Source organism: Nocardioides sp. QY071 (assembly GCF_029961765.1).
In the GTDB taxonomy this organism is placed as follows: domain Bacteria; phylum Actinomycetota; class Actinomycetes; order Propionibacteriales; family Nocardioidaceae; genus Nocardioides.
Genome location: NZ_CP124681.1, coordinates 2,103,896 through 2,130,594, shown reverse-complemented (window position 1 = coordinate 2,130,594; position 26,699 = coordinate 2,103,896). Strand labels below are relative to the sequence as shown.

Below are 26,699 nucleotides of genomic sequence, written 5' to 3'. Positions count from 1 at the left end.
CGGCTGACCGGCTGACCGGTTGACGACGGCGGGGCGGCGTACCGTCCCTGCATGCGTGCGCGTCCCGCCGTCCTGCTCGTCCTCGCCCTGGTCGCGACCCTCCTCGCCGCCGCCCAGGCCCGTGCGGCCGCGTTCCGCGTGGAGGTCGTCGCCACCGGGCTCGACCATCCATGGGAGGTCGCGGTCCTGCCGAGCGGCGACCTGCTGGTCACCCAGCGCGACCGGAGCAGGCTGACCCTGGTCGACCCGGGCTCCGGTGCGAAGCGCGACCTGGCGTTCCCGTCCGCGCAGGTCTGGAACCGGGGCGAGACGGGCCTCCTCGGGCTCGCGGTCGACCCGGCATTCGCCACCAACCGGCGGATCTACACCTGCTCGGGCTGGCGCGCCGACGACGGCTCCCACGACATCCGGGTCAACGCCTGGACTCTCGACGCCGCCCTGACCACCGCGACGCTCGCGGGTCCGCTCGTCACCGGGCTGCCGCCGAGCCGGACCGGCCAACACGGCGGGTGCCGCCTCCTCGTCGCCGCTGACGGCTCGCTGCTGGTCGGCACCGGCGACGCCAAGCGCTCCCGGCTCCCCCAGCGCCGCGGCTCGCTGGGCGGAAAGGTGCTGCGCCTCGACCGCCTCACCGGCGCACCCGACCCCCGCAACCCCTGGGCCGACCGCTCCGGCAAGCGCCGCTACGTCCTCACCTTCGGCCACCGCAACGTCCAGGGCCTTGCCCAGCGGACCGACGGCACGCTGTGGTCGGTCGAGCACGGCACCGACCGCGACGACGAGATCAACCTGCTGCGCCCCGGCCGCAACTACGGCTGGAACCCCGGCCCCGGCTACGACGAGTCCCGCCCCATGACCGACCACCGCCTGCCCGGCAGGCAGTACACCGCCCGCTGGCGCTCCGGCTTCCCCACCATCGCCCCGTCGGGAGCCGCCTTCGTCACCGGCCCGGCCTGGGGCCGGTTCGACGGCTGCCTGGCCGTCGCGGTGCTCAAGGGGCGGCGGCTGATGTTCGTGAGGCTCGACGACCGCGGCCGGGTCCGCTGGACCCGCGCCCCGCGGGCGCTGCGGGGCCACGGCCGGCTGCGCGACGTGACCGCCGCACCCGACGGCTCGCTGCTCGTCACCACCGACAACGGCGGTGGGCGGGACGTGGTGGTGCGGGTTCGGCCGGCCTGAACGAGTTGGGTGGGTGAGGGTGATCTGGAGGTCACTCTCACCCGCCCAACCTCAGGGCGCAGGCACACCCAGCAGCCTCAGGTCCCGTGCGACCCGCTCCGGCTCGTCCCGCAGCTCCCGCGCGGTGCAGCGCACCACGATCCGACCCGGCGAGGTCAGTGCCCGCTGCCGCGCGATGTCGTGCTCCCAGTGCTCCGCCTGCATGTGAAATCCCCCGTCGACCTCCAGGACCAGGATCCGGCCGTCGGCCAGCCGCCACTCACAGTCGGTGAACCGGAGCCGTCCACTCGCGTCGCGTCGGCGCACCTGACGCACAGGCTGGGTCAGCCCGGCCGCACGGCACATCCGCCGCACGTCCAGCTCGGCGGTCGACTGAGCACCGCCCCCGATCTCCGCCAGCGCCCGGCGGAACCTGTCGGCGCCCCTGAGCGGCTGCATGCGCCCGATCCACTCCTCCAGCCTGTTCGGCGAGGTCAACCCCTGCTGGACGACTGCAGCGAGCGCGCCTTCCGCGACCCGCGGGTTCCGCTGGGTCGAGGCGAAGCGCAGCACCGCGGGTTCGACGCGGCACACCGGTAGTCCGCGGCCGCGCCGCCGCCAGTCCCGCAGCGGTCGGCGCGTCCGCACGAACACCACGCCCGGGTGCCCGGCTCCGACGAAGGAGCCGTGCGGGACAAGGATCGTCACGTCGTCGCGATGCCAGTTCCGCAGCCCGGCCACTTCGGCCGCGGACAGGTCACCGACCACGGCGTCCGGGCCACCGTGGAGCACGCCGAGCCAGAGCAGCTGCGCGCGTGACAGCTCGCCGGTCGTCGTACCGATGACCGTGGGTGTGTGCGCGACCCATCGCTCGGAGGCGAGTCGGTGCCGGACAGCCCAGCGGTCGACGCCAAGCGCCCGCAACTGCTCGCGGGTCAGCAGGCCGCCCTGCAGGGCAGCAAGCCGGCGCCAGTCGTCGGAGACCACGCCCCGAAGCATCCGCCATCGGGCGCGACCGCGCGGGCGTCCTCCACAGGCTCAGCTCAGCCCGCGCCGCGCGAGCAGCGGCTCGATCGGCGCGGGCCGGCCGCGCCACTCGGCGTAGGAGTCCAGCGGGTCGCGGGTGCCGCCGATGCCGATGACGTGGCGCAGGTAGGCCTCGCCGTTCTCGCGGGTCAGCCCGCCGTTCTCGCCGAACCATGCGACGGTGTCGGCATCGAGGACCTCGCTCCAGATGTAGGAGTAGTACGCCGACGCATAGCCCGAGCTGAAGCTGTGGGCGAAGTACGGCGTGGAGTACCGCGGCGGCACCGCCGGGTTGTCGAGGCCGGCGGCGGCGAGGGCGCTCTGCTCGAACGCGGCGACCTCCTCGACCGAGGTCGGCACGTCGTCGGGGGCGAGCTCGTGCCAGGCGAGGTCGATCAGGGCGGCGGCGAGGTACTCGCTGGTCGCGAAGCCCTCGTTGAACGTCTCGGCGGCCCGCAGCCGAGCGACGACGTCGGCGGGGATCGGCTCGCCGGTCTCGTGGTGGACGGCGTAGCTGGCGAGCACCTCGGGCCACAGCACCCACATCTCGTTGACCTGGGACGGGTACTCGACGAAGTCACGGAAGACGGCGGTCCCGCCGAACTTGGGGTACGTCGCCCGCGCGAGCAGCCCGTGCAGGGCGTGGCCGAACTCGTGGAACAGGGTCCGGGTCTCGTCCCAGGTCAGGAGGGTCGCCTCCCCTGCGGCCGGCTTGGGCACGTTGAGGTTGTTGACGACGACCGACGTGTCGATGCCGAGCAGGCCCGACTGCGTGACGAAGCTGCTCATCCACGCGCCGCCGCGCTTCGTGTCGCGCGTGTAGAGGTCGAGCAGGAACAGGCCGATCGGCGTGCCCTCGCGGCTGACCTCGAACACCCGGACGTCGGGGTGGTAGCCGGGCAGGTCGGGACGCTCCTCGAAGGTCAGCCCGAAGAGCCGGCCGGCCGCGAAGAAGACGCCGTCGCGCAGGACCCGCTCCGCCTCGAACCACGGGCGCAGCGCGGCCAGGTCGACGTCGTACCGCGCACTGCGGACGCGCTCGGCGTAGAACGGCCAGTCCCACGGCTCGACGGGGAACCCGGCCAGCTCGGACATCGCGTCCTGCTCGGCGCGGGCGTTGCGGGCAGCGGGTACGGCGAGCCGCTCGAGCAGCGAGCGCACCGCCCGCGGCGTACCGGCGGTGTTGTCGGCGGTCACCGCGGCCGCGTGGTTCTCGAAGCCGAGCAGCCGGGCACGCTGGGCGCGCAGCCGCAGGATGTCGAGCGCGGTCGCGCGGGTGTCGTGCTCGCCGCCGCGACTGCCGCGGCTGCGCTGCGCCTCGGAGAGCCGGCGGCGCAGGTCGCGGTCGGTGAGCGAGGCGAGGTGCGGGTGCGCGGTGGGCAGCACCAGTGTCAGCAGGTGGCCGGGCACGCCGCGCGCCTCGGCCGCCGCGGCGGCGGCGGACACCTCCCCCGGTGTCAGCCCGTCGAGCGCGGCCGGGTCCTCGACGACGACCGCGAGGTCGTTGGTGTCGGCCTGCAGCGCCAGCTCGAAGGCCGTCTCCTGGCTGGAGATCCGCTCGTTGAGCTCGCGCAGCCGCGCCTTGTCGTCCTCGCCGAGCGCCGCGCCGGCGAGGCGGAACTCGGTGAGGTAGCGCTCGACGAGGTAGGCCGCCTCGGCGTCCAGGCCCGCCCGGTCCTCGGCCACCGCCTGCAGCCGGGCCCACAGCGCCGGGTCGAGCAGGATCGCGTCGGTGTGGGCCGCGAGCCTCGGGGCGAACGCCGCCCGCACGGCGTCGATGTCCGGGTTGGCGTCCGCACTCGCCTGGTTCCAGAACACCCGCAGCACCCGCGCCAGCGTGGTCCCGCTCAGCTCGAGCGGGACCAGTGTGTTGGCGAACGTCGCCGGCGCCGGGTCCGCCGTGATCGCGGCGACCGCGGCGAGCTGCTCGGCCATGGCCGCCTCGATGGCCGGCGCATAGTCGTGGTCGTCGATGTCGGCGAACCGCGGCAGCTGGTGCGGCAGGTCACTGGTCCCGAGAAGCGCGTCCGTACTCACGCCCTCACCCTAGGAGGTCGGCCCCTCCTGCGGGGTGGGCTCGGTCGCCGGCGGCTGGTCAGCGGGAGTCTGGTCGGCCGGCGGTACGTCGACCGACGGGGTCGGCTCGGGCGTCGGCTCGGGCGTCGGCTCGGGCGTCGGCTCGGGCGTCGGCTCGGAGGTCGGCTCCGGCGTGGGCTCGGGTGTGGGCTCGGGCTCCGGCGTCGGCGTGGGCTGCGGCTCGGTCGCCGGAGGCACCACCGGAGCGGCCGGCTGCTCCGGCTCCGGAACGACCGGCACGGCACCCAGCGCCGAGCGGGCCCGGGTCAGCACGGCGACGACGTCGGCGCAGCAGTCCGGCGCCACGTCGGCGGGCAGCGCGATCGGCACCGCGGCCAGGGCGGACATGTCGGCGGCCTCGGCACGGTAGTCGGCGACCAGGCTGCCCACGGTGCGCGCGAAGTGCGGCGTGGCGTCGTAGGAGTGCAGCGCCTTGCGCAGCGCCTTCGCCCGGGACAGGTCCTTGCCGCTGGCGCACAGCAGGACCGCCGCTCCCAGTGTCGCGTCGTCGAGGTCCTGCACGTTGCGCACCCCGTCGCCGTCGGCGTCGACCGCGACCTGCGACCACGTCTGCGGCAGCAACCCCATCGGGCCGAGGGGGGCGTCCCAGCGCGGGTTGCCGTCGAGGTCGCCGGCATCGGTGTCGGAGACCTCGCTGCGCCCACCCCTGCCGTTCAGCGCGCGACCGACCAGGGCCGGCTCGACCCCGCCCTCGGCCGTGATCCGGTGGCTGACGTCGTCGCCCTGGCCGTGGTTCGACGCAAGCCGGCCGATCGCCGCCAGGACCAGCCAGTCGAGGTTGCAGGGTGCGGCGGCGTCGATGACCGTCGCTGCGCGCTGGTACGCCGCCACGGCCGCGGCCGGTGCGTCGACCAGCCGGTCGCCGTACCCCTCCGCGGTGGAGACGTTGCGCACCACCGCCTCGGGTGCCTCGACGACGGCCTCGACCGCCGCCGGGGGCGCACTCGCGGTGACGTCCGGGGCCGACGAGCCGGGTCCGGTCGCGGCGGCGGACCGGTCCCCGCCCGCGGGCGGGGACGTGCGTCTGCCGACCACCCCGGTCGTGGTCAGGACGACGGCGATGGCCGCGAGCACCGAGATGATCGTGATGGCCCGACGGACTCTCCGCCCGACAGGCCCGGTGGCGACCCCCATGGTCCACCTGCTTCCTGGTTCTGGGGAGGCTCCAGTGTTCTCCCACCGGTCCCTCTCGCGCAGCCGAATCGGGCGTTCTTCACCTGATGCGGTGGAATTCGTCCCCAAGATGGGTGAGAGGATGCGCCGGTGGCCGAGCTGATCTTCCGTACCGGGACGATGGACGCCGGCAAGTCCACCCTGGCCCTGCAGACCAACCACAACCACGCAGCCCGTGGGCGGCGCGGCCGGCTGTTCACCAGCCACGACCGCGCCGGCACCGCGATGGTCTCCTCCCGGCTGGGCCTGGTCGCCGACGCCGAGGAGGTCGCGCCGGACTTCGACTTCTGGCGCTACACCGTCGACGCGCTCACCCAGGGCGCCCGGATCGACTACGTCATCTGCGACGAGGCGCAGTTCTACACCTCCGAGCAGATCGACCAGCTCGCGAAGGTCGTCGACGAGCTGCAGATCGACGTGTTCTGCTTCGGCATCCTCACCGACTTCCGCACCCGCCTGTTCCCGGGCTCGGCACGCCTGGTCGAGCTGGCCGACCGCACCGAGGTGCTCCAGGTCGAGGCCCTGTGCTGGTGCGGCAAGCGCGCCACCCACAACGCCCGCACCGAGAACGGCGTCATGGTCACCGAGGGCGAGGTGATCGTCGTCGGCGACGTCGACCCCGCCGACCACCCGCCCGCGGCGGTCGACGACGTGGAGGTCGCCTACGAGGTGCTGTGCCGCCAGCACCACCGGCGCGGCATGACAGCGGCCCGGGCGCGGGCCGTCAGCCTCTCGCCCGAGCCGCTGCCCTTCACCTGATCAGCAGGAGCTGGACCGTCAGTCGACGAGCACCGGGATCAGCATCTCGTCCGGGGTGAGCGAGCCGTGCATGCCGATCAGCCTGTTCTCGTAGGGGAACCCGTCGGTCGACAGCACGGCGAAGTCCCCGTGGCAGGCCACCACGACGTCCCCGATCCGCGGCAGCACCGCGGGGTCGACCGGGCCGAACCAGCCGCGGCCGATCGCCTCGGAGCGGCTGAGCACCTCGGCCCGCTCTCCCAGCCGCTCGCGCCAGGTGGCGACCACGTCCGGCACCGCTCCGCCGGTGCAGTAGAGATGGCGGAACCGCGCCTCGCCGCCGACCAGAGCGATGCCCGAGCGCAGGTCGTCGTCGGCCGAGACGTCGATGCGCGAGGAAGTGGGTACGTCGACCATGCCGTGGTCGGCGATCACGACCAGCCGCCGGTCGGCGGGCAGCGCCTCGCGCAGCTGCTCGGCCTCGTGGTCGATCATGGCGAGCTGCTGCAGCCACTGGCTGGAGGCCACGCCCCAGCGGTGACCGGTCCAGTCGAGGTCGCCGTCGTACACATAGGTCAGCGTGGGCTGCCGCGGCGCCGGGGCGGACGCGGCGACGACGGCGGCGATCCGCTCGCCGACCCGGTCGACGCCGACGTAGTCGGCGCCGCGGTGGGCCGCGACGGTCAGGCCGCTGCCGTTGAACTCGCGCTTGTTGACCACGGTCACCCGCACGCCCGCCGCCTGCAGCGAGGAGAACGTGGTCTGGTGCGGCTGCCACTGCACCGGGTCGACGTCGCCGTCCCAGAGCAACGCGTTGAGCAGGTCGCCGGTGCCGGGGATCCGGGTGGTGAAGCCGACCAGGCCGTGCGCGCCCGGCGTGAGGCCGGTGCCGAGCGTGGTCAGCGAGGTCGAGGTGGTCGAGGGCACGCTGGCGGTCGCGGGCGTGGAGGTCTCCAGCAGCGAGGAGAGGTACGGCGCCGCGTGGGCGTACCGCTCGAGCAGCCGGGCGCCGAGCCCGTCGATCAGGAACACGACGTACGACGCCGCGTCGGGCAGCACGAGCCCGGTCGGGGCCGGGCCCAGTGGGCTGCCGAGGGCGTGGGCCGCGGCGGGGACGATGTCGCCGAGAGAGCGGACGCCGTACGCCGGTTCGCAGAACGCGGCGACCTCCACCCGGTCAGCCCCTCGTCAGCGCCGACAGCGACGCGGCGAAGGAGAGCAGCCCGCCCACAGCGTCGGTGCCGTCGGCGGCGGCCGAGACGCGCAGGGAGAAGTCGTCGGAGGACAGGGATCCGGTGTAGCCGTGGTCGGCCTCGCACTGCGGGTCGTTGCAGCCGGCCGGCTCGAGGTCGAGCCGGTTGACCGCGCCCCAGCCGATGGTGAGCACCGCCTCGGCGGGCGGGCGCGGGCCGGCCGTCGGGTTGGTCGTCATCCGGGTCACGACCACGGAGTCCACCGAGCGCAGGCTGACCGCCTCGGTCGAGGTGGACGTGTAGGGCTCGGGCAGCAGGTCGTCGCCCGCGTGCTCGTCGGTGTGGGCCAGGATCAGCCGCGACGGGGTCAGCACGATCACGGTCTGGTGCCGGCGTACCTCGTCGCGCTCGAAGGTCGGCTCGTGGTGGACGTAGTAGGACACCACGGCCTCGCCCGCGACCGCGTCGGCGACCGCGTCGGCGACGACCTCCGGGTAGTAGCCGGTGCGATTGATCGCAGCGCTCAGCTCGGCGCTCCGGTCCCGGTCAGTCATGCGCGAATCCTCGCACGCTCACTCGGGGATCGTGGTGACGAGGTCGGGCATCCGGCGCACGAGCGAGTCGGGGCGCGGGTCCTTCACCGCGGCGACCCGCGCGGACGCGGTGAGCACCGCCGCGGAGTCGACGCCGGCGAGCACCAGCGAGAGCTCGAGGGCGCTGACCTGCGGCAGGTCGCCCTGGAGCGCGGCGACGCGGGTGATCAGGTCCTCGATCGCCGACACCTGGACGGGATCGGCGCCGCGGTAGCCGAACAGCAGCGGCGAGCTCTTCACCTCGCGCACCATGCCGGAGACCTCGTGCGCGCTCAGCGGCGGGATCCGGTAGGACCAGTCACCCAGCAGGTCGATGACCGGACCGGAGATGCCGAACGACACGACCGGCCCGAACAGCGGGTCCTCGAAGGACCGCACGGAGATGGGTACGCCGGTCGGCGCGTTGCGCTGCACGACGAACCGCCCCACGGCGGGGTCGATGAGGCCGGACAGGTAGTCCCAGGCCTCCGTCATCTCGTGCGCGTCGGGGATGTTGCGCCACACGTGGATCTGGTCGGGCCGCTCCCGCACCGACGACAGCGTCGACTTGAGCACGACGTCCCAGCCCAGCCGCTCGCCCGCGGCGACGGCCGCGTCGACGTCGGCGACGGGCTCCGAGGGCCACAGCTCGATGCCGTAGGCGTGCAGCAGGGCACGGACCTGGTCCTGGTCGAGCTCGACCTCGCGGTCGGCGGCGACCACCTCGGGGTCGGCGAGGACCCGGTCGACCAGCCGCCGGGCGCTGCGGGCGTCGACCTCGCCGGCGTCGGCCGCCGGCCCGTCGGGGGCGTGCAGCCACACGGCGTACTCCACGACCCGGGCCAGGGCCCGGACCGCTGCCTCCACGGCCGGGTACGACGGCACCGAGCCGCGTCCCGCCGAGGACCCGGCGACATCGGGGACCCGCAGCAGCTCGGGGATGCCCTCGGCCCCGAGGAAGGACGAGACGAGGGGCTTGTCGGACTGCTCCCCCACGGCCGCGAGCACGTTGGCGACCTCCTCGCCGGACACGTCGAGCGGCGGGATGTAGACGGCGATCACCGAGTCGACGTCGGGGTCGTCGATCGCGTCGTCGAGGGCGTCCTCGAAGTCCTCGGCCGTGGCGTCGGCACCGAGCGCGACCGAGCGGTTGACGACCAGGCCCACCGCGGACGCGGCGTCGGCGGCGAGCAGGCCGAGCGCGTCGGAGTTGCCGACGATCGCGACCCGGCGTCCGCGCGGCAGCGGCTGGTGGGCCAGCAGCTGGGCGACGTCGAACATGTCGTCGAGGGTGTCGACCTGGATCACGCCGGCCTGGCGGAACATCGCGTCGACCGCGGCCTGCGGGGCCCCGATCCGGCGGACCGTGTGGCCCATCGGCACGCCCTGCGTCGTGCGCCCGGACCGGACCGCGACGATCGGCTTGCGGGCCGAGACCCGGCGCGCGATGCGGGAGAACTTGCGCGGGTTACCGATGGACTCGAGGTACATCATGACGACCTCGGTGGCGTCGTCCTCCTCCCAGTACTGCAGGAGGTCGTTGCCGGACACGTCGGCGCGGTTTCCCGCGCTGACGAAGGTCGAGATGCCGAGACCACGGTTCTTGACCTTCTCGAGGATGGCCGAGCCGAGCGCACCGGACTGGCAGAAGAAGCCGGCACGGCCGCGGGCCGGCATGACCGACGACAGCGACGCGTTGACCTGCACCGCCGGTTCGGTGTTGATCACGCCCAGGCAGTTGGGGCCGATCAGCCGCAGCCCGTAGGAGCGGCACAGCCCGGCGAGGTGCCGCTGCCGCTTGCGGCCCTCCTCGCCGGTCTCGGCGAAGCCCGAGGAGATGACGATCAGGCCGTGCACGCCCTTGTTGGCACAGTCGAGCACCACGTCGGTGACCGCGTCGGCCGGGACGGCGACGATGGCGACGTCGACGTCGTCGGGGACCTGGTTGACGTTCTTGTAGGCCGGGAATCCCGACACGGCCGGCGCGCTCGGGTTGACGACGTGGACCCGGCCGGCGAAGCCGCCGTTGACCAGGTTGCGCACCAGCACCTGGCCGATGGTGTCCTGCCGGCGGCTGGCGCCGATGATCGCGACCGATCGCGGGTGGAAGAAGCGGTGGATCGACTCGGCCTCCGCCGCGTGCTCGCGGTCGCGCATCACCCCGATCGCGGTGTCGGTCGGGTCGATCGGGAACTCGAGGGTGATCACGCCGTCGTGGTAGCCGCTGACCACCTTGTAGCCGGCGTCGCGGAAGGTCTGGATCATCCGGGAGTTGTCCGGAAGGACCTCGGCGGTGAACCGGTCGACCCCGCGCTCGCGACCGGCCTGGGCGAGGTGCTCGAGCAGCAGCTGCGCGATGCCGCGGCCCTGGTGCTCGTCCTCGACGAGGAAGGCGACCTCGGCCTCGCGGTCCTCCACGACGTCGTAGCGGCCGACGGCGATCATCCGCTCCTGCAGGATCAGCACCAGCGCCACGCGGTCGCGGTGGTCGACGTGGGTGAACCGGCGTACGTCGCGCTCGGAGAGCACCGGCATCGGGGAGAAGAAGCGGTAGTACTTGGACTCGTCGGAGACCCGTGCGTAGAACTCGACGAGCAGCTCGTCGTCCTCGGGACGGATCGGCCGGATGTGCGCCGTACGCCCGTCGCGGAGCAGGACGTCACCCTCCCAGTGCGCCGGAGGCGCCTCGATCTCGTCGGTGGGGGTCGGGTCGCCGGGGCTCACAGGGAGAAATCTATCGGGTCCCCGCGAGCCCCCGGTCGGCTTGTCGGGGGCACCCGGAAGAATGCCCCCCATGGCACGGCGCACGAAGGCAGAACCCCTCCCGGAGGACTTCGAGGAGCACATCCTCGACACCGACATCCGCGACGAGATGCAGTCGTCGTTCCTGGAGTACGCCTACTCCGTCATCTACTCGCGGGCCCTGCCCGACGCGCGCGACGGTCTCAAGCCGGTGCAGCGCCGGATCCTCTACACGATGAACGACATGAACCTGCGGCCCGACCGGGGGCACGTGAAGTCCGCCCGTGTCGTCGGTGAGGTCATGGGTCGGCTCCACCCCCACGGCGACGGCGCGATCTACGACGCCCTGGTCCGCACCGCCCAGTCGTGGTCGCTGCGGCTGCCCTACATCGACGGCCACGGCAACTTCGGCTCGCCCGACGACCCGCCGGCCGCGATGCGCTACACCGAGTGCCGGATGGCGCCGGCGGCGCTGGCGATGACGGAGTCGATCGACGAGGACACCGTCGACTTCAAGCCCAACTACGACAGCCGCGAGTACGAGCCGACGGTGCTCCCCTCGGCGATCCCCAGCCTGGTCGTCAACGGTACGACGGGCATCGCGGTCGGCATGGCGACCAACATGGCGCCCCACAACCTGGTCGAGGTGGTCCAGGCGCTGCGCCACCTGATCCAGCACCCGAAGACCGACATCGACGGCCTGATGAGGTTCATCCCGGGCCCCGACCTGCCGACCGGCGGCAAGATCGTGGGCCTCGACGGCATCCGTGACGCCTACGAGTCGGGCCGCGGCGTGTTCAAGATGCGCGCCACGGCCCGGGTCGAGACGATCGGGCGGCGCAAGGGCATCGTGGTCACCGAGCTGCCCTACGGCGTCGGGACCGAGAAGGTCGTCGAGCGGATCAAGGTGCTCGTGCAGTCCAAGAAGCTGCAGGGCATCGCCGACATCAAGGACCTCACCGACCGCGAGAACGGCCTGCGCCTGGTCATCGAGGTCAAGAACGGCTTCGTGCCCGAGGCGCTGCTCGAGCAGCTCTACAAGCTGACCCCGCTCGAGGACTCCTTCGGCATCAACAACGTCGCCCTCGTCGACGGCCAGCCCCGCACCATGGGCCTCAAGGAGATGCTCGAGGTCTTCCTCGAGCACCGCTACGACGTCGTCCGCCGCCGCTCGCAGTTCCGCCGCAACAAGAAGGCCGCCCGCCTCCACCTGGTCGACGGCCTGCTGCTGGCCCTGATCGACATCGACGAGGTCATCCAGGTCATCCGCACCAGCGACAACTCGGCGGCCGCCAAGGAGCGGCTGATGAGCGTGTTCGAGCTCTCCGAGGTCCAGGCCGAGTACATCCTCGAGATGCAGCTGCGCCGGCTCACCAAGTTCTCCCGCCTCGAGCTCGAGAAGGAGCAGGAGGAGCTGCGCCGCGAGATCGAGGAGCTCGACGCGATCCTCGCCGACGAGGGCCTGCTCAAGAAGCTCGTCTCCACCGAGCTGGCCGAGGTCGCCAAGACGTTCGGCACCCCGCGTCGTACCGTCCTGCTCGAGTCGGCCGGCACCACCGCCGTCGCCGCCGCGGCCGCACCGCTCGAGGTCGCCGACGACCCGTGCTTCGCGCTGCTGTCCTCGACCGGCCTGCTGGCCCGCACCAGCAACGCCGACGAGATCGGCACCGGCGGCAGCCGGGCCAACCACGACGTGGTCGTCTCCGCCGTCCGCACGACGGCCCGTGCCGACATCGGCGTGGTCACCTCCGCCGGGCGACTGATCCGGCTGGCCGTCCTCGACCTCCCGGCGATCCCGCCCTCGGCCAACGAGCCCAACCTCCAGGGCGGCCTGCCGCTGACCGAGGTCCTCGAGCTGGCCGCCGGCGAGCGGGCGCTCGCCCTGACCACGCTCGCCACCGACGGCCCGGGCCTCGCGCTCGGCACGAAGCAGGGTGTCGTCAAGCGGGTCAACCCCGAGGTGCTCAGCAAGGACGAGTGGGACGTCATCGGTCTCAAGGACGGCGACGAGGTCGTCGGCGCGGTCGAGCTGCGCACCGGCCAGGAGGAGCTGTGCTTCGTCACCTCCGACGCCCAGCTGCTCCACTACCCGGCCGACTCGGTGCGTCCCCAGGGCCGGTCCGGCGGCGGCATGGCCGGGGTCCGGGTCGCCGAGCGCGAGCGGGTGGTCTGGTTCGGCGTGCTGGACCTGAACTCCCCCGGCGGCGTGGTCCTGGTGACCTCGTCCGGCTCCTCGACCGCCCTGCCCGGCACCGAGCCCGGGTCGGTCAAGGTGACCGACTTCTGGGAGTACCCCGCCAAGGGCCGGGCCACCGGCGGGGTGCGCTGCCACCGCTTCCTCAAGGGCGAGGACACCCTGGTCTTCGCGTGGGCCGGGCCCGCGCCCGCTCGGGCCGCCGCCGGCAGCGGTGCGCCGGTCGACCTGCCGGAGGCCACCGGCCGCCGCGACGGGTCCGGCGTGCCGAGCAGCCAGGCGCTCGCCGCGGCCGCCGGTCCGCTCGCCGTCACCCTGGGTGTGTCAGGGTGAGCGCATGACGACCCCGACCCGCGTGGCCGCCGGCCTGCTCACCGCTCTCGTCGCCGTCAGCGGCCTGACCGCCTGCTCGGGTGACGACGGCGGCTCGAAGGCCGCGTCGTGGTCCGACGCCGGCGCCAAGGCCAAGAAGCTGCTCGACGAGACCAGCGGAATCGAGGTCTCGCTGTCGACCGGCGACGATCCCGGCACCGACTACCTCTCGGCCGCGAGCGGCACCATCGTCGCCGACCCGGCCGCCTTCGAGGGCTCCGTCGCGGGCCGGGTCAGCGGGTTCGAGGCGAGCTCCATCAACGTCGTGTCCGTCGACGGCACGCTGTGGATCGACGCACCGATCATCGGCTGGACCGACAAGTACCAGGCGGCCGACCTGTGCGCCCCCGACCCGGCACAGCTGCTCGACCCGTCGACCGGCGTGTCGAGCGTGCTCACCAGCAGCACGGACGTGAAGGCCGGCAAGTCCGAGCGCGGCGGCAAGGACAACAAGGAGATCTTCCACACCTACGCCGGCACGGCCACGGGCGACTCGATCCGCAAGATCCTGCCGTGCGCCGAGGGCGACGACTTCAAGGCGACCTACCGTCTCGACGACAAGGGCTACCTGCGCACCGCCCGGCTCACCGGTGTCTTCTTCAAGGACTCCGAGCCGCTGACCTACACCATCGACGTCACGAAGTACGGCGTCACGAAGGACATCTCGGCTCCGAAGTGAGCCACCACCGATGAGCGCGGCGAACCGGCTGCTGCTGGCCTTCTGCGCGGTCGCCGTGGCGTTCGCGGCGGTGGACACCTATGTCGTCGTGCTCGCGCTGCCGGACATGATGGCTGGCGCCGGCATCCCGGTCGAGGAGCTCCAGCGCGCGGCGCCGATCGTCTCGGGCTTCCTGCTGGGGTACGTCGCAATCCTGCCGCTGGTGGGCCGGATCGCCGACCTGCGCGGTCAGGTCCCGGTCCTGGCGATGTCGCTCGTGGTGTTCTCGATCGGCTCCCTGGTGACCGCGATCTCCTACGACCTGCCCAGCATGGTCGCCGGCCGGTTCCTGCAGGGCGTCGGCGGCGGCGGGCTGGTGCCGGCGACCATGTCGCTGGTCGCGGCCCTCTACCCGGTCGAGCGACGCGGGCTCCCCCTCGGCATCGTCTCCGCGGTCCAGGAGTTCGGCAGCGTCCTCGGACCGCTGTTCGGCGCCTTCGTGCTCTCCTTCACCACCTGGCGTGGGATCTTCGCGATCAACCTCGCCGTCGGGGCGCTGCTCGTCGTCGCGGTCGGCCTGGTCGCCGCTCGCCCGGAGGTCGAGGAGGTCGTGCAGCGACCGTCACGAGACCACCGCAACGTCCTCGACCGCACGATCGGCATCCTGCTGCTCGTGGCGCCCCTGGTCGCCGGCTTCCTCACCTTCGTCGAGCCCGGCGGCCTGCAGCGCGACCTGACCTGGGGCCGGCTGTTCATCCCCTACCTCGACGGCGGCAGCCGCTGGGTCACCCCGGTCGGCCTCGCGGCGGTCGTCGCCTTCGTGCTCCTCGTCGCCTGGTGCTGGTTCCGGCCGCGGGCCCTGGTCGACCTGCGCGGCTGGCTCGGCCACCTGCTCGCCGCCGACCTGCTGGGTGCAGGCCTGCTCGCGGTGCTCCTGGGCGGCATCGTGCTCGCGTTCGCGACCGCCGACCCGGAGGTGGCGGTCTTCTCCCCGCAGGGCCCGTGGTTCCTCCTGGGCTCGGCGGTGGCGGCCGTGCTGCTGGTGCTGCACCTGCGCCGGGCCGCCGCCCCGATCGTGCCCCGCGGCGCACTGCGGCCGGTCCCCGCATGGGGTGCCCTCGTGGTCAGCTTCCTGGTGGGCTGGGCCCTGATCGCCGCCCTCGTCGACATCCCGCTGTTCGCCCGCACCACCACCGAGAAGGACTCCCAGCTCGGTGCGGCGCTGGTCCTGCTGCGCTTCCTGGCCGCACTCCCGGTCGGTGCCGTCCTCGGCGGCTGGCTGCTGCGGCGTACCAACGCCGGGTTGCTCACCGCGGTCGGCATGCTCGCCGCCAGCGGCTCCTTCCTGGTGATGGGCCAGTGGGACGCGCACAGCCTCGACGGGTTCGCCGCCAGCGTCCCGCTGGTCGTCGGCGGTCTCGGCTTCGGCCTGGCCCTCGCCCCCGTCAACGCCGCCATCCTGGCCAGCACCGACGACGACACCCACGGCCTCGCCAGCGCGCTGGTCGTCGTCGCCCGGATGGTCGGCATGCTGGTCGGCATCTCCGCCCTGACCACGATCGGCCTGCGCCGCCTGTACGCCGCCCGCGCCGACGACCCGAGCCTCGGCATCAGCGAGCTCGGCATCCTGCAGGAGCAGGCGGTCTTCCGGGGCGCCTCCGCGGCGGCGTTCGCCGCGGCCGTGCTCGCGCTCGCGGTGTTGTCGAGAGCACACACCCGCGACGTGGACACCGCCGAGGTGCTGCGCGCCGGCGGCTAACCTGCCGTCATGGGCGATTTCGATGATCTGCTGAAGGCCAATCAGGAGTACGCCGCCGACTTCAAGGACGGCGGCTTCGACGGTATCGCGCGCGCCGGCATCGGCCTGGTGACCTGCATGGACTCCCGGATCGATCCCCTGGGCCTGACCGGCCTGAAGCCGGGCGACGCGAAGATGATCCGCAACCCCGGCGGCCGGGTCGACGACCTGACCCTGGACGCGTTGGTCATCTCGGTCCACATGCTCAACGTCGACCGGATCATGATCATCCCCCACACCCGCTGCGCCGTGGCCAGCAACAGCGAGGCCGCGCTGCGCGAGCGACTCGACGCATCGACCGGCCAGGACACGTCCTGGCTGACGCTGCCGGTCACCGACGGCCAGGCGGCGGCGCTGGTCACCGACGTCCAGCGGGTCCGGGCCCACCCCCTCATCCCCGACTCGGTCAAGGTCGGCGGGTTCATCTACGACGTCGACACGGGGCTGCTGACCCAGGAGGTCTGAGCCGCCGGCTCAGAGCAGGTCGCGCAGCCGCTGGTCCACCAGCGCGCCGGGCAGGTCGCCCAGGCTGCCGCCGAGGGCGGGGAGGTCACCGAGCGCGGTGATCCTGTCGAGCAAGGCGGTCGTCGCGCCGACCGGGTCGCTGCCGAGCGGGACGTCCATCAACAGCGGGCAGTCGACGGCGCCGCCGTCGGGCTCGGGCGGTAGCGCGCCGGTCCAGCAGCCGACCTCGAGCCGCAGCGGCGCGGTGGGGCCGACGCCGTCGGCCAGCACGTCGACGTACCAGAACAGGTCGCCGACCGGGATCCGCAGGTGACCCCGCCGGGCCTTGGCGCCGCGAGCCTTGAGCAGCTTGACGACGGCGGTGCGGTCGGCGGCGCTCATGACCTCATGCTGGCACAGGTCATCCGGCCGCGGTGAGCCTCCCGAAGCCGCTGCGGTGGAACACCAGCGGCTGCGCCGTGTCGGCATGGTCGACGGCGTGCAGCTCGAGCAGCACCAGGGTGTGGTCGCCCGCCTCGACCTCGTCGTGAATGGTGCAGTCGAAGCGCGCGAGCCCATCGGCCAGGAGCACGGCGCCCTCGGGGCTGACCGTCACCTCGACATCGTCGAAGCGGTGCTCGACCGGGCCCGCCAGCCGCCGGCACACGTCGCCGTGGTGCTCGGCCAGCACGGTGAGTCCGAGGTGGTCGGCGCGGCGCAGGTCCGGCCAGGTCTTCGAGGTGTTCGCCACCGAGAACGAGACCAGCGGCGGGTCCAGGCTGACGGAGGTGAAGGAGCTGGCTGCGAGCCCGGTGAGAGCACCGTCGACCTCGGCGGCCACGGCGACGACGCCGCTCGGGAAGACGCCGAACGCCTCGCGGAGCCGGACCGGGTCGAGGTCCTGGTTGGTGGTGAGCGCGGTGCTCACGAGACCACCTGACGGCCGCCGAAGGGCACCGCTGTTACCGACTGGGCGACCGGCGCCGGGTGCGTCCACAGGCCGCGCCGGGCGAGCTCGGGCAGGACACCCTCGCCGAACCAGTAGGACTCCTCGAGGTGGGGGTAGCCGGACATCACGAACTCCGAGATCCCGGCCTCGACGTACTGCTCGACGAGGTCGGCGACCTCGCCGAAGCTGCCGACCATCGCGGTGCCGGCCCCACCACGCACCAGGCCGACACCGGCCCACAGGTTCGGGTGGATCTCCAGCGAGTCCCTGCTGCCCCCGTTCAACTGGAGCATCCGCGCCTGACCGACCGACTCGCTGCGCCGCAACCCTGCCTGGACCTGCGCGATCTGCTGGTCGTCGATGCCGGCGAGAAGCCGGTCCGCCTCGGCCCAGGCCGCCTCGGAGGTGTCGCGGGCGATCGAGTGCAGCCGGATGCCGAAGCGCAGCTGGCGTCCCTCGTCGGCGGCCAGCTTGGAGACCCACTCGACCTTCTCGCGGACCGCGGCCGGCGGTTCGCCCCAGGTCAGGTAGACGTCGACGTGCTTCGCGGCCACTCGGCCGGCGGCCGGCGACGAGCCGCCGAAGTAGATCTCCGGCAGGGGGTCGGGGATCTGCGCCAGCACCGCGTCGTCGAGCCGGTAGTGCGCGCCCTCATGGCTGACGCTCTCCCCCGCCCAGAGCGCGCGAACCAGGTACAGGAACTCGTCGCAGCGCTCGTAGCGGCCCTCCTTGTCGAGGTGGTCGCCGTACATCCGCTGCTCGTGGGACTCGCCGCCGGTGACCACGTTCAGCAGCAGCCGGCCACCGGAGAGGTTCTGGAAGGTCCCGGCCATCTGCGCCGCCAGGAACGGCGAGGTGAGACCGGGCCGGAAGGCGACGAGGAACTTCAGCCGCTCCGACAAAGAGCTCAGCATCGCCGTCGAGACCCAGGCGTCCTCGCACCAGGCCCCGGTCGGGGTCAACGCCGCCTCGAACCCGAGCTGCTCGGCGCTGCGCGCGATCTGGCCGAGGTAGGCGACCGAGTTGGGGCGCTCCCCCGTGAACGAGGTGACGCCGTGTCCCCCGCCGACCACGTGTCGTCCGTCGCCGCCGTTCGTGGGCAGGAACCAGTGGAACTTGAGCTGATGAGTCATGTCGTCCTTCTGCGAGTCCGCGGGTGGGTGGTCAGAGCTGGCCGTGGTTGGGAGGAAGCTGGCCGTCGAGGGCCCAGCGCCCCAGGTGGCGCACTTTCCAGGCGGCCGGGTCGTGGAGGGTGTGGGTGCGCGCATTGCGCCAGTGCCGGTGCAGGTTGAGGGAGTCGAGGGCGGACCGGGTCCCGCTGACCTCGAAGAGCCGCGTACCCGCCTCCAGGCTCGCGCCGGTCGTCGCGGCGCGTGCCGCCGCCACCGCGAGGCTCGCCGCGCCGGCCGACTCGGCATCGAGGTCGGCGTCGGCCCGGTCGACCGCGCGGCCGGCCTCGGCGACCAACGCCTCCGCCGCCCGCACCGTGAGCTCGAGCTCGCCGAACGCCTGGACGACCGTGGGGTCGTCGGCGTGCCGTGCGGTGCCGAGCTCGGTGATGGCGTCCGGGTAGGGCCGGCTCTTGGTCGTGACGAACTCCGCCGCGTCGGCGAGGGCGGCGCGAGCGATGCCCGCGTCGAGAGCCGCGTGCAGCAGCTGGGCGAAGGCGCCGTAGGTCTGCGGACCCTCGAAGGTCAGGTGGTACGGCGTGATCCGGTCCGCGCTGACGGCCACGCCCTCGAGCCGCACGGTGCCGCTCGCCGTCGTGCGCTGACCCATGCCGTTCCAGTCGTCGACGACGCTCACGCCGGTGGCGTGCCGCTCGACCCAGGCGACGTGCAGCGGTCCGTCGACGCCGAGGTGGCACAGCACCGGGATCCAGTCGGCGAGCAGGGCGCCGGTGGCATAGCCCTTCTCCCCGTCGAGCACCCAGCCGCCGGCGCCGTCGGGCCGCAGCGTCGTGCGGAAGTCACGCACGTGCCGGGAGCCGATCTCGGACTGTGCGTTGCCGAACCGCTTGCCCTCGAGCACCTCGCCGAAGAGGAACTCCTGCTGCTCGGGCGTGCCCTGGTGGCACAGCGCGTTGACGTAGACGAAGTGGCTGTGCGGGATCTGCGCGATGCTCGGGTCGCCGGCGGCCAGCAGGCGGAACACCTCGGCCAGCACGGATGCCGGGAGCCCGGCACCGCCGTACGCGGCAGGCACGCTCACCGCGAGCAGCCCGGACGCGGACAGCTCCGCGAGCTCGTCGACGGGCAGCACCCGGTCGGCGTCGCGCGCGGCCGCGCCCTTGGCGAACCGCTCGCCGAGCTCGGCAGCGACGGCGAGCGCCTCGTGGTCGGACAGCACGGGGACCGGCATCAGACCCGCTCCAGCTCCGCGGCCTCGAGCTCGCGCACGATGGGCAGCACCTCGCGCCCGAAGTACTGCACGTCCTCCTGGAAGTGCAGGAAGCCGAGCAGGAACAGGTCGACCCCGCGGCGCTTGTACTCCAGCATCCGGTGCGCGATCTGCTCCGGCGTACCGATCAGGCCGGTGCGGAAGCCGTCGTTGTACTGCACCAGGTCGGCGAACTCGGAGTCCTGCCACATCCCGACCTTGTCGCCCGTGGACTGGCCGGCCTGCTTGACCGCGGACCCGAAGCCCTCGACCGCCTCGCGGTCGGCCTTGTCCACGATCTCGCGCAGCACGTCGCGCGCCTCGGCCTCGCTGTCGCGGCCGATGAGGAAGCCGTTGACGCCGAAGCGGACCTGTCCGGCCCGGCCGTTGACGGCGGCGACGTCGCTGACGTCGTGGATCTGCTCGGCGATGCCCTCCGGGGTGTTGCCGTTCATGAAGTACCAGTCGGCGACCCGGCCACCCATGCCGCGCGCATCGGTCGAGTTGCCGCCCATGAAGATCTCGGGGTGCGCGCGGCCGGGGACGTCGTACGGCTTCGGCTTGAGGTCGAAGTCGTGCAGCCGGTAGAAGTCGCCGTTGAGCTCGGCATGCTCGCTGGTCCAGATCTCGCGCAGGTAGCGGATGAACTCCTCCGAGCGGCGGTAGCGCTCGCCGTGCTCGAGCCAGGGCTCACCGAGCTTGGTGAACTCGTCCTTGAACCAGCCGCTGACGACGTTCACGCAGAACCGGCCCTGGGTGTACTGGTCGGAGCTCGCGACCAGCTTGGCGAGCACGCCCGGCTGCCACAGGCCGGGATGGACCGCGGCGATCACCTTGAGCCGCTCGGTCGCCAGGCCGATGGCGAGGCTGATCGAGGTCGACTCGTGCTGGTAGGCGGCGCCGTACGACGCGATGTAGCGCACCTGCGAGAGGGCGTAGTCGAAGCCGTTGGCCTCGGCGAGCCGGGCGAGCTCGAGGTTGTAGTCGAGGCCCCAGTCCGTACGCTGCTCGATCTTGCTCACCACGAGGCCGCCGCTCACGTTCGGCACCCAGTAGGCGAACTTCAACGGCTCGGGCGCTCGGGTCGGGCTGCTGGTCATCACTGCTCCTCATTTCGGGTATGTCGATCAGATTGCTCGTCTTTGTTCGGCACGACAAGGCCGAACAGGGCGATCCGCCGTCGCAATGGACGACGGCGCCATCGGCAGGGCCTTCCACTCCGCGCGGATCCGGCCCCGGTCGTGCTGCGCTACGCTTTCCGTAGTAACTAACTGTACTTACTGCATTTGGAAGGACGCCATGAGGATCGAGCAGCTGGAGTACGTCGCCGCCGTCACCCAGCACGGGTCGCTGCGGCGCGCGAGCGAGAGCCTCCACATCTCACAGCCCGCACTCAGCGAGGCGGTGAGCAAGCTCGAGCGGGAGCTGGGGGTGTCCCTGCTCGATCGCCGCCGCACCGGCGCCCGGATCAGTCGCCAGGGCCTGGACCTGCTGCCGAGCATGGTCGCGGTGCTGGATGCGGTCGACCGGCTCCGGACCTCCGCCGGCGACCAGCACAACGTGAGCCGCACCGTCCGGATCGGCACCGTCAACGCGGCCACCTCGACCCTGCTGGTGCCTGCCTCACGCGAGTTCCAGGACACCGCCCCGAACGCGACCGTCGAGGTCCTCAACGTCCAGCAGGCCGAGATCCACCAGGCCCTGCTCGAGGGATCGCTCGACCTCGGGCTGGTGAACCTGCTGGCCGGCGACGAGCCCGCGCACGACCTGCTCGGCACCGCCCTGCTGCACGGGCGGCCGGTCGTCGTGATGCCGGCCGACCACCCGCTGGCCGCCGCGGACGAGGTGAGCGTCGACCAGCTGCGCGAGGAGCGCTTCGTCGCGATGCGGGCCGGCTACGTCATGCACCGGTTCGCCCACCGGATCTTCGGCAGCAGGATGCCGCGCGTGTGCCACACGACCGACGGCGCCGAGATGGGCAAGTTCATGGTCTCCCAGGGCCTGGGCCTGACCGTGCTCCCCGACTACAGCGTCCTCGGCGACCCGTTGGAGCTGGCCGGGCTGATCACCGCCCGTCCGATCGCGGACGACGCGACCCGGGTCACCCTGGTCCTGCTGCAGCGCCGGAGCGATCACGTCCGGGCCGCGGTCCGCGACCTCCACGCGGTGCTCGTGGCGCACGCGCGGAGGCTCGCGGCCTGACCTCGGTCGAATCCGGTCGGGGCGTCAGCGCGGCACCCGGAAGCCGCGGAAGGTCACCTCGCGCCGGACCCCGAAGCCGAGGGCGTCGTAGAGCCGGATCGCCGGGGCGTTGTCGGCCGCGACGTGGAGGAAGGCCTCCTCGCCGCGCGCCCGGATCCGGCGCGCCAGCTCGGTCACCAGCAGTCCCGCCAGGCCGCGGCCGCGCGCCTGCGGCGCGGTCGTCACGGCGCTGATCTCGCTCCACCCCGGCGGCCGCAGCCGCTCGCCCGCCATCGCGACCAGCCCGCCGCCGTCACGGACCCCGAGGTAGGTGCCCATCTCATGGGTGCGCGGCCAGAACGGCCCGGGCCGGGACCGGTCGACCAGCGCCAACATGTCCGGTACGTCGCCCGCCCCGAGCTCCACGACCTCGACCCCCGCGTCCGCAGCACCCACGAGCGAGCCCGCCACCAGCTGCAGGCCTGGCAGCGTGAACACCGGCTCCCAGTCGGCAGGCGGCGTCGCCGGCGAGCTGAACAGGTCCGCGAACCCGCCCGGCCCGAGCAGCGCAGCCAGGTCCGCCCAGTCTGCCGGCGTCGGGTCGACCGGCACCGCAGCGAACGAGGCGACGCCGGCGTCGTACCGCAGCACCCGGCCGGTCCCGACAGCGAACGCGGCGTGCGCACCCCGCAGGGACGCACCGACCGGGTCGTCGAGGTTCACGCGTCGAGGGTCTCCATGTCGACCTCGTAGGCGCCCTGGATGATGAACTCCTTGCGCGGCGCGACGTCGCTGCCCATGAGCAGCTCGAACACCTCGGAGGCCACCTCGAGCTCGTCGACCGTCAACCGGCGCAGGGTGCGGCGACGCGGGTCCATCGTGGTCTCGGCCAGCTGGTCGGCGTCCATCTCGCCGAGGCCCTTGTAGCGCTGGACCGGGTCCTTCCACTTCACGTTCTTCTTCTTGAGCTCGGCCAGCTTGCGCTGCAGCTCGTCGTCGGAGTACGTGTAGACGTACTTCTCCTGGCCCTTCTTGGGGTTGGAGATCTCGATGCGGTGCAGCGGCGGGACGGCGGAGAAGACGCGGCCGGCCTTGACCAGGTCGGGCATGTACTTGAAGAAGAGGGTCGCGAGCAGGGTGCGGATGTGGGCGCCGTCGGAGTCGGCGTCGGCCATGAAGATGATCCGGCCGTAGCGGCGGGCGTCGAGCTCGAAGGTGCGCCCGGAGCCGGCGCCGACGACCTGGATGATCGAGGCGCACTCGGCGTTCTTGAGCATGTCGCCCACGGACGCCTTCTGGACGTTGAGGATCTTGCCGCGGATCGGGAGCAGCGCCTGGAACTCTGCGTTGCGGGCGAGCTTCGCGGTGCCGAGCGCGGAGTCGCCCTCGACGATGAACAGCTCGGTGCGCTCGTTGTCGCCCGAGCGGCAGTCGGCGAGCTTGGCCGGCAGCGTCGAGGACTCCAGCGCGTTCTTGCGGCGCTGTGTCTCCTTGTGCTGGCGCGCCGCGATGCGGGTCTTGGACGCCGCGACGACCTTCTCCATGAGGAGCTTGGCCTGCGCCTTCTCGGCCCGCTTGGTCGACGTCAGGAACTCCTTGAGCTCCTTCGCCACGACCTTGCGTACGACGGTCCGCGCGGCCGGCGTACCGAGGATCTCCTTGGTCTGGCCCTCGAACTGCGGCTCGGCGAGCCGAACCGTGACGACGGCCGTCATCCCCTCGAGGATGTCGTCCTTGATCACGTCGTCGTCGTTGACCTTGAGCGCCTTAGCCGCGCGCATCGACTCGTTGAACGTCTTGGTGAGGGCGTTCTCGAAGCCGGAGACGTGGGTGCCGCCCTTGGGGGTGGCGATCACGTTGACGAAGGAGCGCAGCTCGGTGTCGTAGCCGCTCCCCCAGCGCACCGCGACGTCGACGGTGAGCTCGCGCTCGACGTCCTGCGGGGTCATGTGACCCTTGTCGTCGAGCAGCGGGACGGTCTCGGTGAACACGTCGCTGCCCTGCAGCCGGAGCACCTCGGTGACCGGGTCGCCGGTGGCGAGGTAGTCGCAGAACTCGCCGATGCCGCCGTCGTGGCGGAACCGCTCCTCGGTCCACTCGGCCTTGTCGGCGGCGCGCTGGTCCTTGATGACCAGCTCGAGCCCGGGGACGATGAACGAGGTCTGCCGGGCGCGCCCGACCAGCCCGTCGAGCACGAAGTCGGCGTCCTTGGTGAAGATCTGGCGATCCGGCCAGAACCGGATCCGGGTGCCGGACCTCCCCTTCGCGACCCGGCCGCCCTTGCGGGACAGGCCGGACCCGGGAGTGAAGGCCGCGCCGGGCCCCTCGCCGTCGAAGACGCCGGGGACGCCGCGCTGGAAGCTGATGCCCTGGCTGGCCGGCGAGCGGTCGACGTCGATGTCCATCCGGCTCGACAGCGCGTTGACGACCGAGAGGCCGACGCCGTGCAGGCCACCGGTCGCGACGTACGAGCCGCCACCGAACTTGCCGCCGGCGTGCAGCTTGGTCGCGACGACCTCGACGCCGGTCAGGCCGGTCTTGGGCTCCTTGTCGGTCGGGATGCCGCGGCCGTCGTCGTAGACCTCGACCGAGCCGTCGGGGTGCAGTGTGACGTCCACGGTGCGGGCGAAGCCGCCCAGCGCCTCGTCGACGCCGTTGTCGATGATCTCCCACAGGCAGTGCATCAGCCCCCGGGTGTCGGTGGAGCCGATGTACATCCCGGGACGCTTCCGCACGGCTTCGAGGCCCTCGAGGACCAGGAGGTGGGCTGCGTTGTAGGTGTTGTCGGCGATGACCGGCTCCTCACGGTGGATCACGGGTACTTCCAAGGAGATGAATCTACCGGCGACACGCCGACGGGCTACGGAGCCATGGCCGATCGGATGGTCACAAGCTTGTTTCGGGCAGTGGAAAATCCCAGAAGCTTCCCCCATCAGGTGCTTGGATGAAAGGGAACGCGAAAGTGGAATGGTTCACACGGGGACGGGAATCTTTGTTCCAGTCGCTACGTTGATCCGGACGACACCCGATGAGGGTGGTGATCGCATGAGAGAGAGGCCCGAGATGACGACTGCTGTTGCTCCCAGCGCCCCGCTGACCGCGGAGGACCGCTGCGACCGTTGTGGAGCCCAGGCCTACCTCCGCGTAGAGCTCACGGCGGGCGGAGAGCTTCTCTTCTGCGCCCACCACGCCCGCGAGCACGGAGATGCACTCAAGGACATCGCCGTCGCCTTCCACGACGAGACCCACAGGCTGACCGACAAGCCGGCGCCCGTCGCCGACTGACCCGGATCCCGGCCGAGGCCCCGAGCACCAGCTCGGGGCCTCGTCCTTTTTTCGTGGCCTGCTCGAAAAGGCGATCGGCCCCGCCGGGTGATCCGGGCGGGGCCGATCTGCGTCGTACCTGATCAGTCGAGGTAGTCGCGCAGCACCTGCGAGCGCGACGGGTGCCGCAGCTTCGACATCGTCTTCGACTCGATCTGGCGGATCCGCTCGCGGGTCACGCCGTAGACCTTGCCGATCTCGTCGAGGGTCTTCGGCTGGCCGTCGGTGAGGCCGAAGCGCATCGAGACGACGCCCGCCTCGCGCTCGGAGAGCGTGTCGAGGACGGCGTGCAGCTGCTCCTGGAGCAGCGTGAACGACACGGCGTCGGCCGGGACGATCGCCTCGGAGTCCTCGATCAGGTCACCGAACTCGGAGTCGCCGTCCTCGCCGAGCGGGGTGTGCAGCGAGATCGGCTCACGGCCGTACTTCTGGACCTCGACGACCTTCTCCGGGGTCATGTCGAGCTCCTTGGCGAGCTCCTCCGGGGTGGGCTCGCGGCCCAGGTCCTGCAGCATCTGGCGCTGGACGCGGGCGAGCTTGTTGATGACCTCGACCATGTGCACCGGGATGCGGATGGTGCGGGCCTGGTCGGCCATGGCGCGGGTGATCGCCTGCCGGATCCACCAGGTGGCGTACGTCGAGAACTTGTAGCCCTTGGTGTAGTCGAACTTCTCGACCGCGCGGATCAGGCCGAGGTTGCCCTCCTGGATCAGGTCCAGGAACAGCATGCCGCGGCCGGTGTAGCGCTTGGCGAGGGAGACGACGAGTCGCAGGTTGGCCTCGAGCAGGTGGTTCTTGGCGCGGCGACCGTCCTCCGCGATCCACTCGAGCTCCTCGTGCACCTTCGGGGAGAGCTTGCCCCCCTTGCCGAGCTTCTCCTCCGAGAACAGGCCGGCCTCGATCCGCTTGGCGAGCTCGACCTCCATCTCGGCGTTGAGGAGCGGCACCTTGCCGATCTGCTTGAGGTAGTCCTTGACCGGGTCGGCGGTCGCGCCGGCGACCATGACCTGCTGGGCCGGCTCGTCGGTCTCGTCGGCGGAGGAGACGATGAAGGACGCGTTCTTCTCGTCCTCCTTGATCGTCGGGTCCGCGGCGACGTCCTTCTCGAACTGGTCGTCGGGGATGTCCGGGAGAACCTTCTTGCCGTCGGGGCCGACGACCGGAGCGGCCTCGCCGGCGCCACCCGGGGCGCCGTCGCCCGACGTGGCGGGCGCCGCCTTCTTCGCCGGGGCCTTCGCGGCCGGGGCGGGCGCGGCCTTCTTGGCCGGCGCCGGGGCCGCCTTCTTGGCGGTGGTCGCGGTCGCCGACGCCGTCTTGCGCGCGGCCGCGGCGACGGCACGCTGCTCGACGGGCGCGCCGAGCTCGACGGAGATGCCGAGACCCGACAGGTGGGCCATCAGGCCCTTGAGCTGGGCCGGGGCGACCTCAGCGGCGGCGAATGCCTGGCGGAGGTCCTCCGCGGCGACCCGGCCGACCGGCTCGGCGCGCTCGATGAGCGCGGCGATCGACGGGTGGCTGAGCAGGGCGGGCGGGACCGAACGATGGTTCGAGGACACGAACACCTCTCGATGCTGACGGTTCTAGGGCGCGGCAAAGACCGGAGGTGTCAAGACCGCTTCAGCCATTCTGCCACGGCACTCCCAGCCCCTTGCGCATCGGGGCGTTCAGGGCCCGTTCAGCGCCGGCTCAGCAGGCATTCAG

At 72.1% G+C, this 26,699-nt stretch carries 22 protein-coding genes; 8 read left to right on the top strand and 14 right to left on the bottom strand.

Translation table 11 applies throughout. From position 1 onward, the window contains the following. Positions 1-51 precede the first annotated feature (51 nt). A complete protein-coding gene (locus QI633_RS10235; protein WP_282428886.1) occupies positions 52-1,179 on the top strand; it encodes a PQQ-dependent sugar dehydrogenase in 1,128 nt (375 codons plus the stop codon). A gap of 51 nt (positions 1,180-1,230) precedes the next feature. On the opposite strand, the gene QI633_RS10230 is transcribed toward QI633_RS10235, so the two are convergent. From QI633_RS10230 to QI633_RS10220, 3 genes are read right to left on the bottom strand one after another with little or no spacing between them, the layout of a single operon-like run. Continuing rightward, on the bottom strand, positions 1,231-2,145 hold the full coding sequence (locus QI633_RS10230; RefSeq protein WP_282428885.1) for a DUF559 domain-containing protein: 915 nt from the start codon (positions 2,143-2,145) through the stop codon (positions 1,231-1,233). Positions 2,146-2,196: 51 nt separating this feature from the next. Further along, positions 2,197-4,221 carry a M3 family metallopeptidase gene (locus QI633_RS10225; protein WP_282428884.1) on the bottom strand — a complete coding sequence of 675 codons (2,025 nt, stop codon included), beginning with the start codon at positions 4,219-4,221 and terminating at the stop codon, positions 2,197-2,199. 9 nt (positions 4,222-4,230) lie between these two features. Then, positions 4,231-5,355, bottom strand: a complete 1,125-nt coding sequence (locus QI633_RS10220) for a hypothetical protein (protein ID WP_282428883.1) — start codon at positions 5,353-5,355, stop codon at positions 4,231-4,233. Positions 5,356-5,544: 189 nt separating this feature from the next. On the opposite strand from QI633_RS10220, the gene QI633_RS10215 reads away from it, so the two are divergent. Beyond that, positions 5,545-6,213, top strand: coding sequence for a thymidine kinase (locus QI633_RS10215; protein ID WP_282428882.1), 669 nt, complete (start codon positions 5,545-5,547; stop codon positions 6,211-6,213). Between the two features lie 18 nt (positions 6,214-6,231). Here QI633_RS10215 and QI633_RS10210 read toward each other — a convergent pair whose 3' ends face one another. Genes QI633_RS10210 through QI633_RS10200 form a run of 3 tightly spaced genes read right to left on the bottom strand, consistent with a single transcriptional unit; the run spans position 6,232 to position 10,681 of the window. Beyond that, the gene (locus tag QI633_RS10210) at positions 6,232-7,365 is read right to left on the bottom strand and encodes an alkaline phosphatase family protein (RefSeq protein WP_282428881.1); all 1,134 of its coding nucleotides are present in this window, start codon (positions 7,363-7,365) and stop codon (positions 6,232-6,234) included. 4 nt (positions 7,366-7,369) lie between these two features. After that, entirely contained in the window at positions 7,370-7,939 is a 570-nt protein-coding gene (locus QI633_RS10205; protein WP_141799286.1) for a DUF5998 family protein, read from the bottom strand. A gap of 18 nt (positions 7,940-7,957) precedes the next feature. Continuing rightward, the gene (locus QI633_RS10200; protein ID WP_260806066.1) at positions 7,958-10,681 is read right to left on the bottom strand and encodes a GNAT family N-acetyltransferase; all 2,724 of its coding nucleotides are present in this window, start codon (positions 10,679-10,681) and stop codon (positions 7,958-7,960) included. Between the two features lie 70 nt (positions 10,682-10,751). Here QI633_RS10200 and QI633_RS10195 point away from each other — a divergent pair, with 70 nt between their 5' ends. The 4 genes from QI633_RS10195 to QI633_RS10180 are packed head-to-tail and all read left to right on the top strand — an operon-like array spanning position 10,752 to position 16,186. Further along, the gene (locus tag QI633_RS10195) at positions 10,752-13,226 is read left to right on the top strand and encodes a DNA topoisomerase IV subunit A (RefSeq protein ID WP_141799288.1); all 2,475 of its coding nucleotides are present in this window, start codon (positions 10,752-10,754) and stop codon (positions 13,224-13,226) included. A gap of 4 nt (positions 13,227-13,230) precedes the next feature. Beyond that, entirely contained in the window at positions 13,231-13,944 is a 714-nt protein-coding gene (locus QI633_RS10190) for an LppX_LprAFG lipoprotein (protein WP_141799289.1), read from the top strand. Between the two features lie 10 nt (positions 13,945-13,954). Then, on the top strand, positions 13,955-15,682 hold the full coding sequence (locus QI633_RS10185) for an MFS transporter (protein ID WP_282428880.1): 1,728 nt from the start codon (positions 13,955-13,957) through the stop codon (positions 15,680-15,682). A gap of 9 nt (positions 15,683-15,691) precedes the next feature. Next, positions 15,692-16,186 carry a carbonic anhydrase gene (locus QI633_RS10180; RefSeq protein WP_141799291.1) on the top strand — a complete coding sequence of 165 codons (495 nt, stop codon included), beginning with the start codon at positions 15,692-15,694 and terminating at the stop codon, positions 16,184-16,186. A gap of 9 nt (positions 16,187-16,195) precedes the next feature. On the opposite strand, the gene QI633_RS10175 is transcribed toward QI633_RS10180, so the two are convergent. Genes QI633_RS10175 through sfnG form a run of 5 tightly spaced genes read right to left on the bottom strand, consistent with a single transcriptional unit; the run spans position 16,196 to position 20,593 of the window. Further along, positions 16,196-16,567 (bottom strand): hypothetical protein, encoded by a 372-nt coding sequence (locus tag QI633_RS10175; protein ID WP_141799292.1) that lies wholly within the window; start codon positions 16,565-16,567, stop codon positions 16,196-16,198. A gap of 19 nt (positions 16,568-16,586) precedes the next feature. Then, complete coding sequence (locus QI633_RS10170) at positions 16,587-17,093, bottom strand: flavin reductase family protein (RefSeq protein WP_282428879.1); 507 nt, start codon at positions 17,091-17,093, stop codon at positions 16,587-16,589. Further along, positions 17,090-18,247 (bottom strand): LLM class flavin-dependent oxidoreductase, encoded by a 1,158-nt coding sequence (locus tag QI633_RS10165; protein ID WP_282428878.1) that lies wholly within the window; start codon positions 18,245-18,247, stop codon positions 17,090-17,092. Before QI633_RS10165 ends, QI633_RS10170 begins: the two co-directional genes overlap by 4 nt. A 31-nt stretch (positions 18,248-18,278) precedes the next feature. Next, on the bottom strand, positions 18,279-19,475 hold the full coding sequence (locus QI633_RS10160; protein WP_282428877.1) for an SfnB family sulfur acquisition oxidoreductase: 1,197 nt from the start codon (positions 19,473-19,475) through the stop codon (positions 18,279-18,281). Further along, entirely contained in the window at positions 19,475-20,593 is a 1,119-nt protein-coding gene (gene sfnG, locus QI633_RS10155; RefSeq protein WP_282428876.1) for a dimethylsulfone monooxygenase SfnG, read from the bottom strand. The genes QI633_RS10160 and sfnG overlap by 1 nt, the downstream gene beginning before the upstream one ends. Positions 20,594-20,792: 199 nt before the next feature. Here sfnG and QI633_RS10150 point away from each other — a divergent pair, with 199 nt between their 5' ends. Continuing rightward, complete coding sequence (locus QI633_RS10150; protein ID WP_282428875.1) at positions 20,793-21,695, top strand: LysR family transcriptional regulator; 903 nt, start codon at positions 20,793-20,795, stop codon at positions 21,693-21,695. A gap of 24 nt (positions 21,696-21,719) precedes the next feature. On the opposite strand, the gene QI633_RS10145 is transcribed toward QI633_RS10150, so the two are convergent. Together QI633_RS10145 and QI633_RS10140 are read right to left on the bottom strand one after the other, a co-directional pair. Further along, the gene (locus tag QI633_RS10145; RefSeq protein WP_282428874.1) at positions 21,720-22,397 is read right to left on the bottom strand and encodes a GNAT family N-acetyltransferase; all 678 of its coding nucleotides are present in this window, start codon (positions 22,395-22,397) and stop codon (positions 21,720-21,722) included. Further along, entirely contained in the window at positions 22,394-24,391 is a 1,998-nt protein-coding gene (locus QI633_RS10140; RefSeq protein ID WP_282429296.1) for a DNA topoisomerase IV subunit B, read from the bottom strand. Before QI633_RS10140 ends, QI633_RS10145 begins: the two co-directional genes overlap by 4 nt. Positions 24,392-24,737: 346 nt before the next feature. Between QI633_RS10140 and QI633_RS10135 the strand changes: the two genes are divergently transcribed. Further along, complete coding sequence (locus QI633_RS10135) at positions 24,738-24,959, top strand: hypothetical protein (RefSeq protein WP_141799295.1); 222 nt, start codon at positions 24,738-24,740, stop codon at positions 24,957-24,959. 122 nt (positions 24,960-25,081) lie between these two features. On the opposite strand, the gene QI633_RS10130 is transcribed toward QI633_RS10135, so the two are convergent. Continuing rightward, positions 25,082-26,560 (bottom strand): RNA polymerase sigma factor, encoded by a 1,479-nt coding sequence (locus QI633_RS10130; protein ID WP_141799296.1) that lies wholly within the window; start codon positions 26,558-26,560, stop codon positions 25,082-25,084. Positions 26,561-26,699 lie beyond the last annotated feature (139 nt).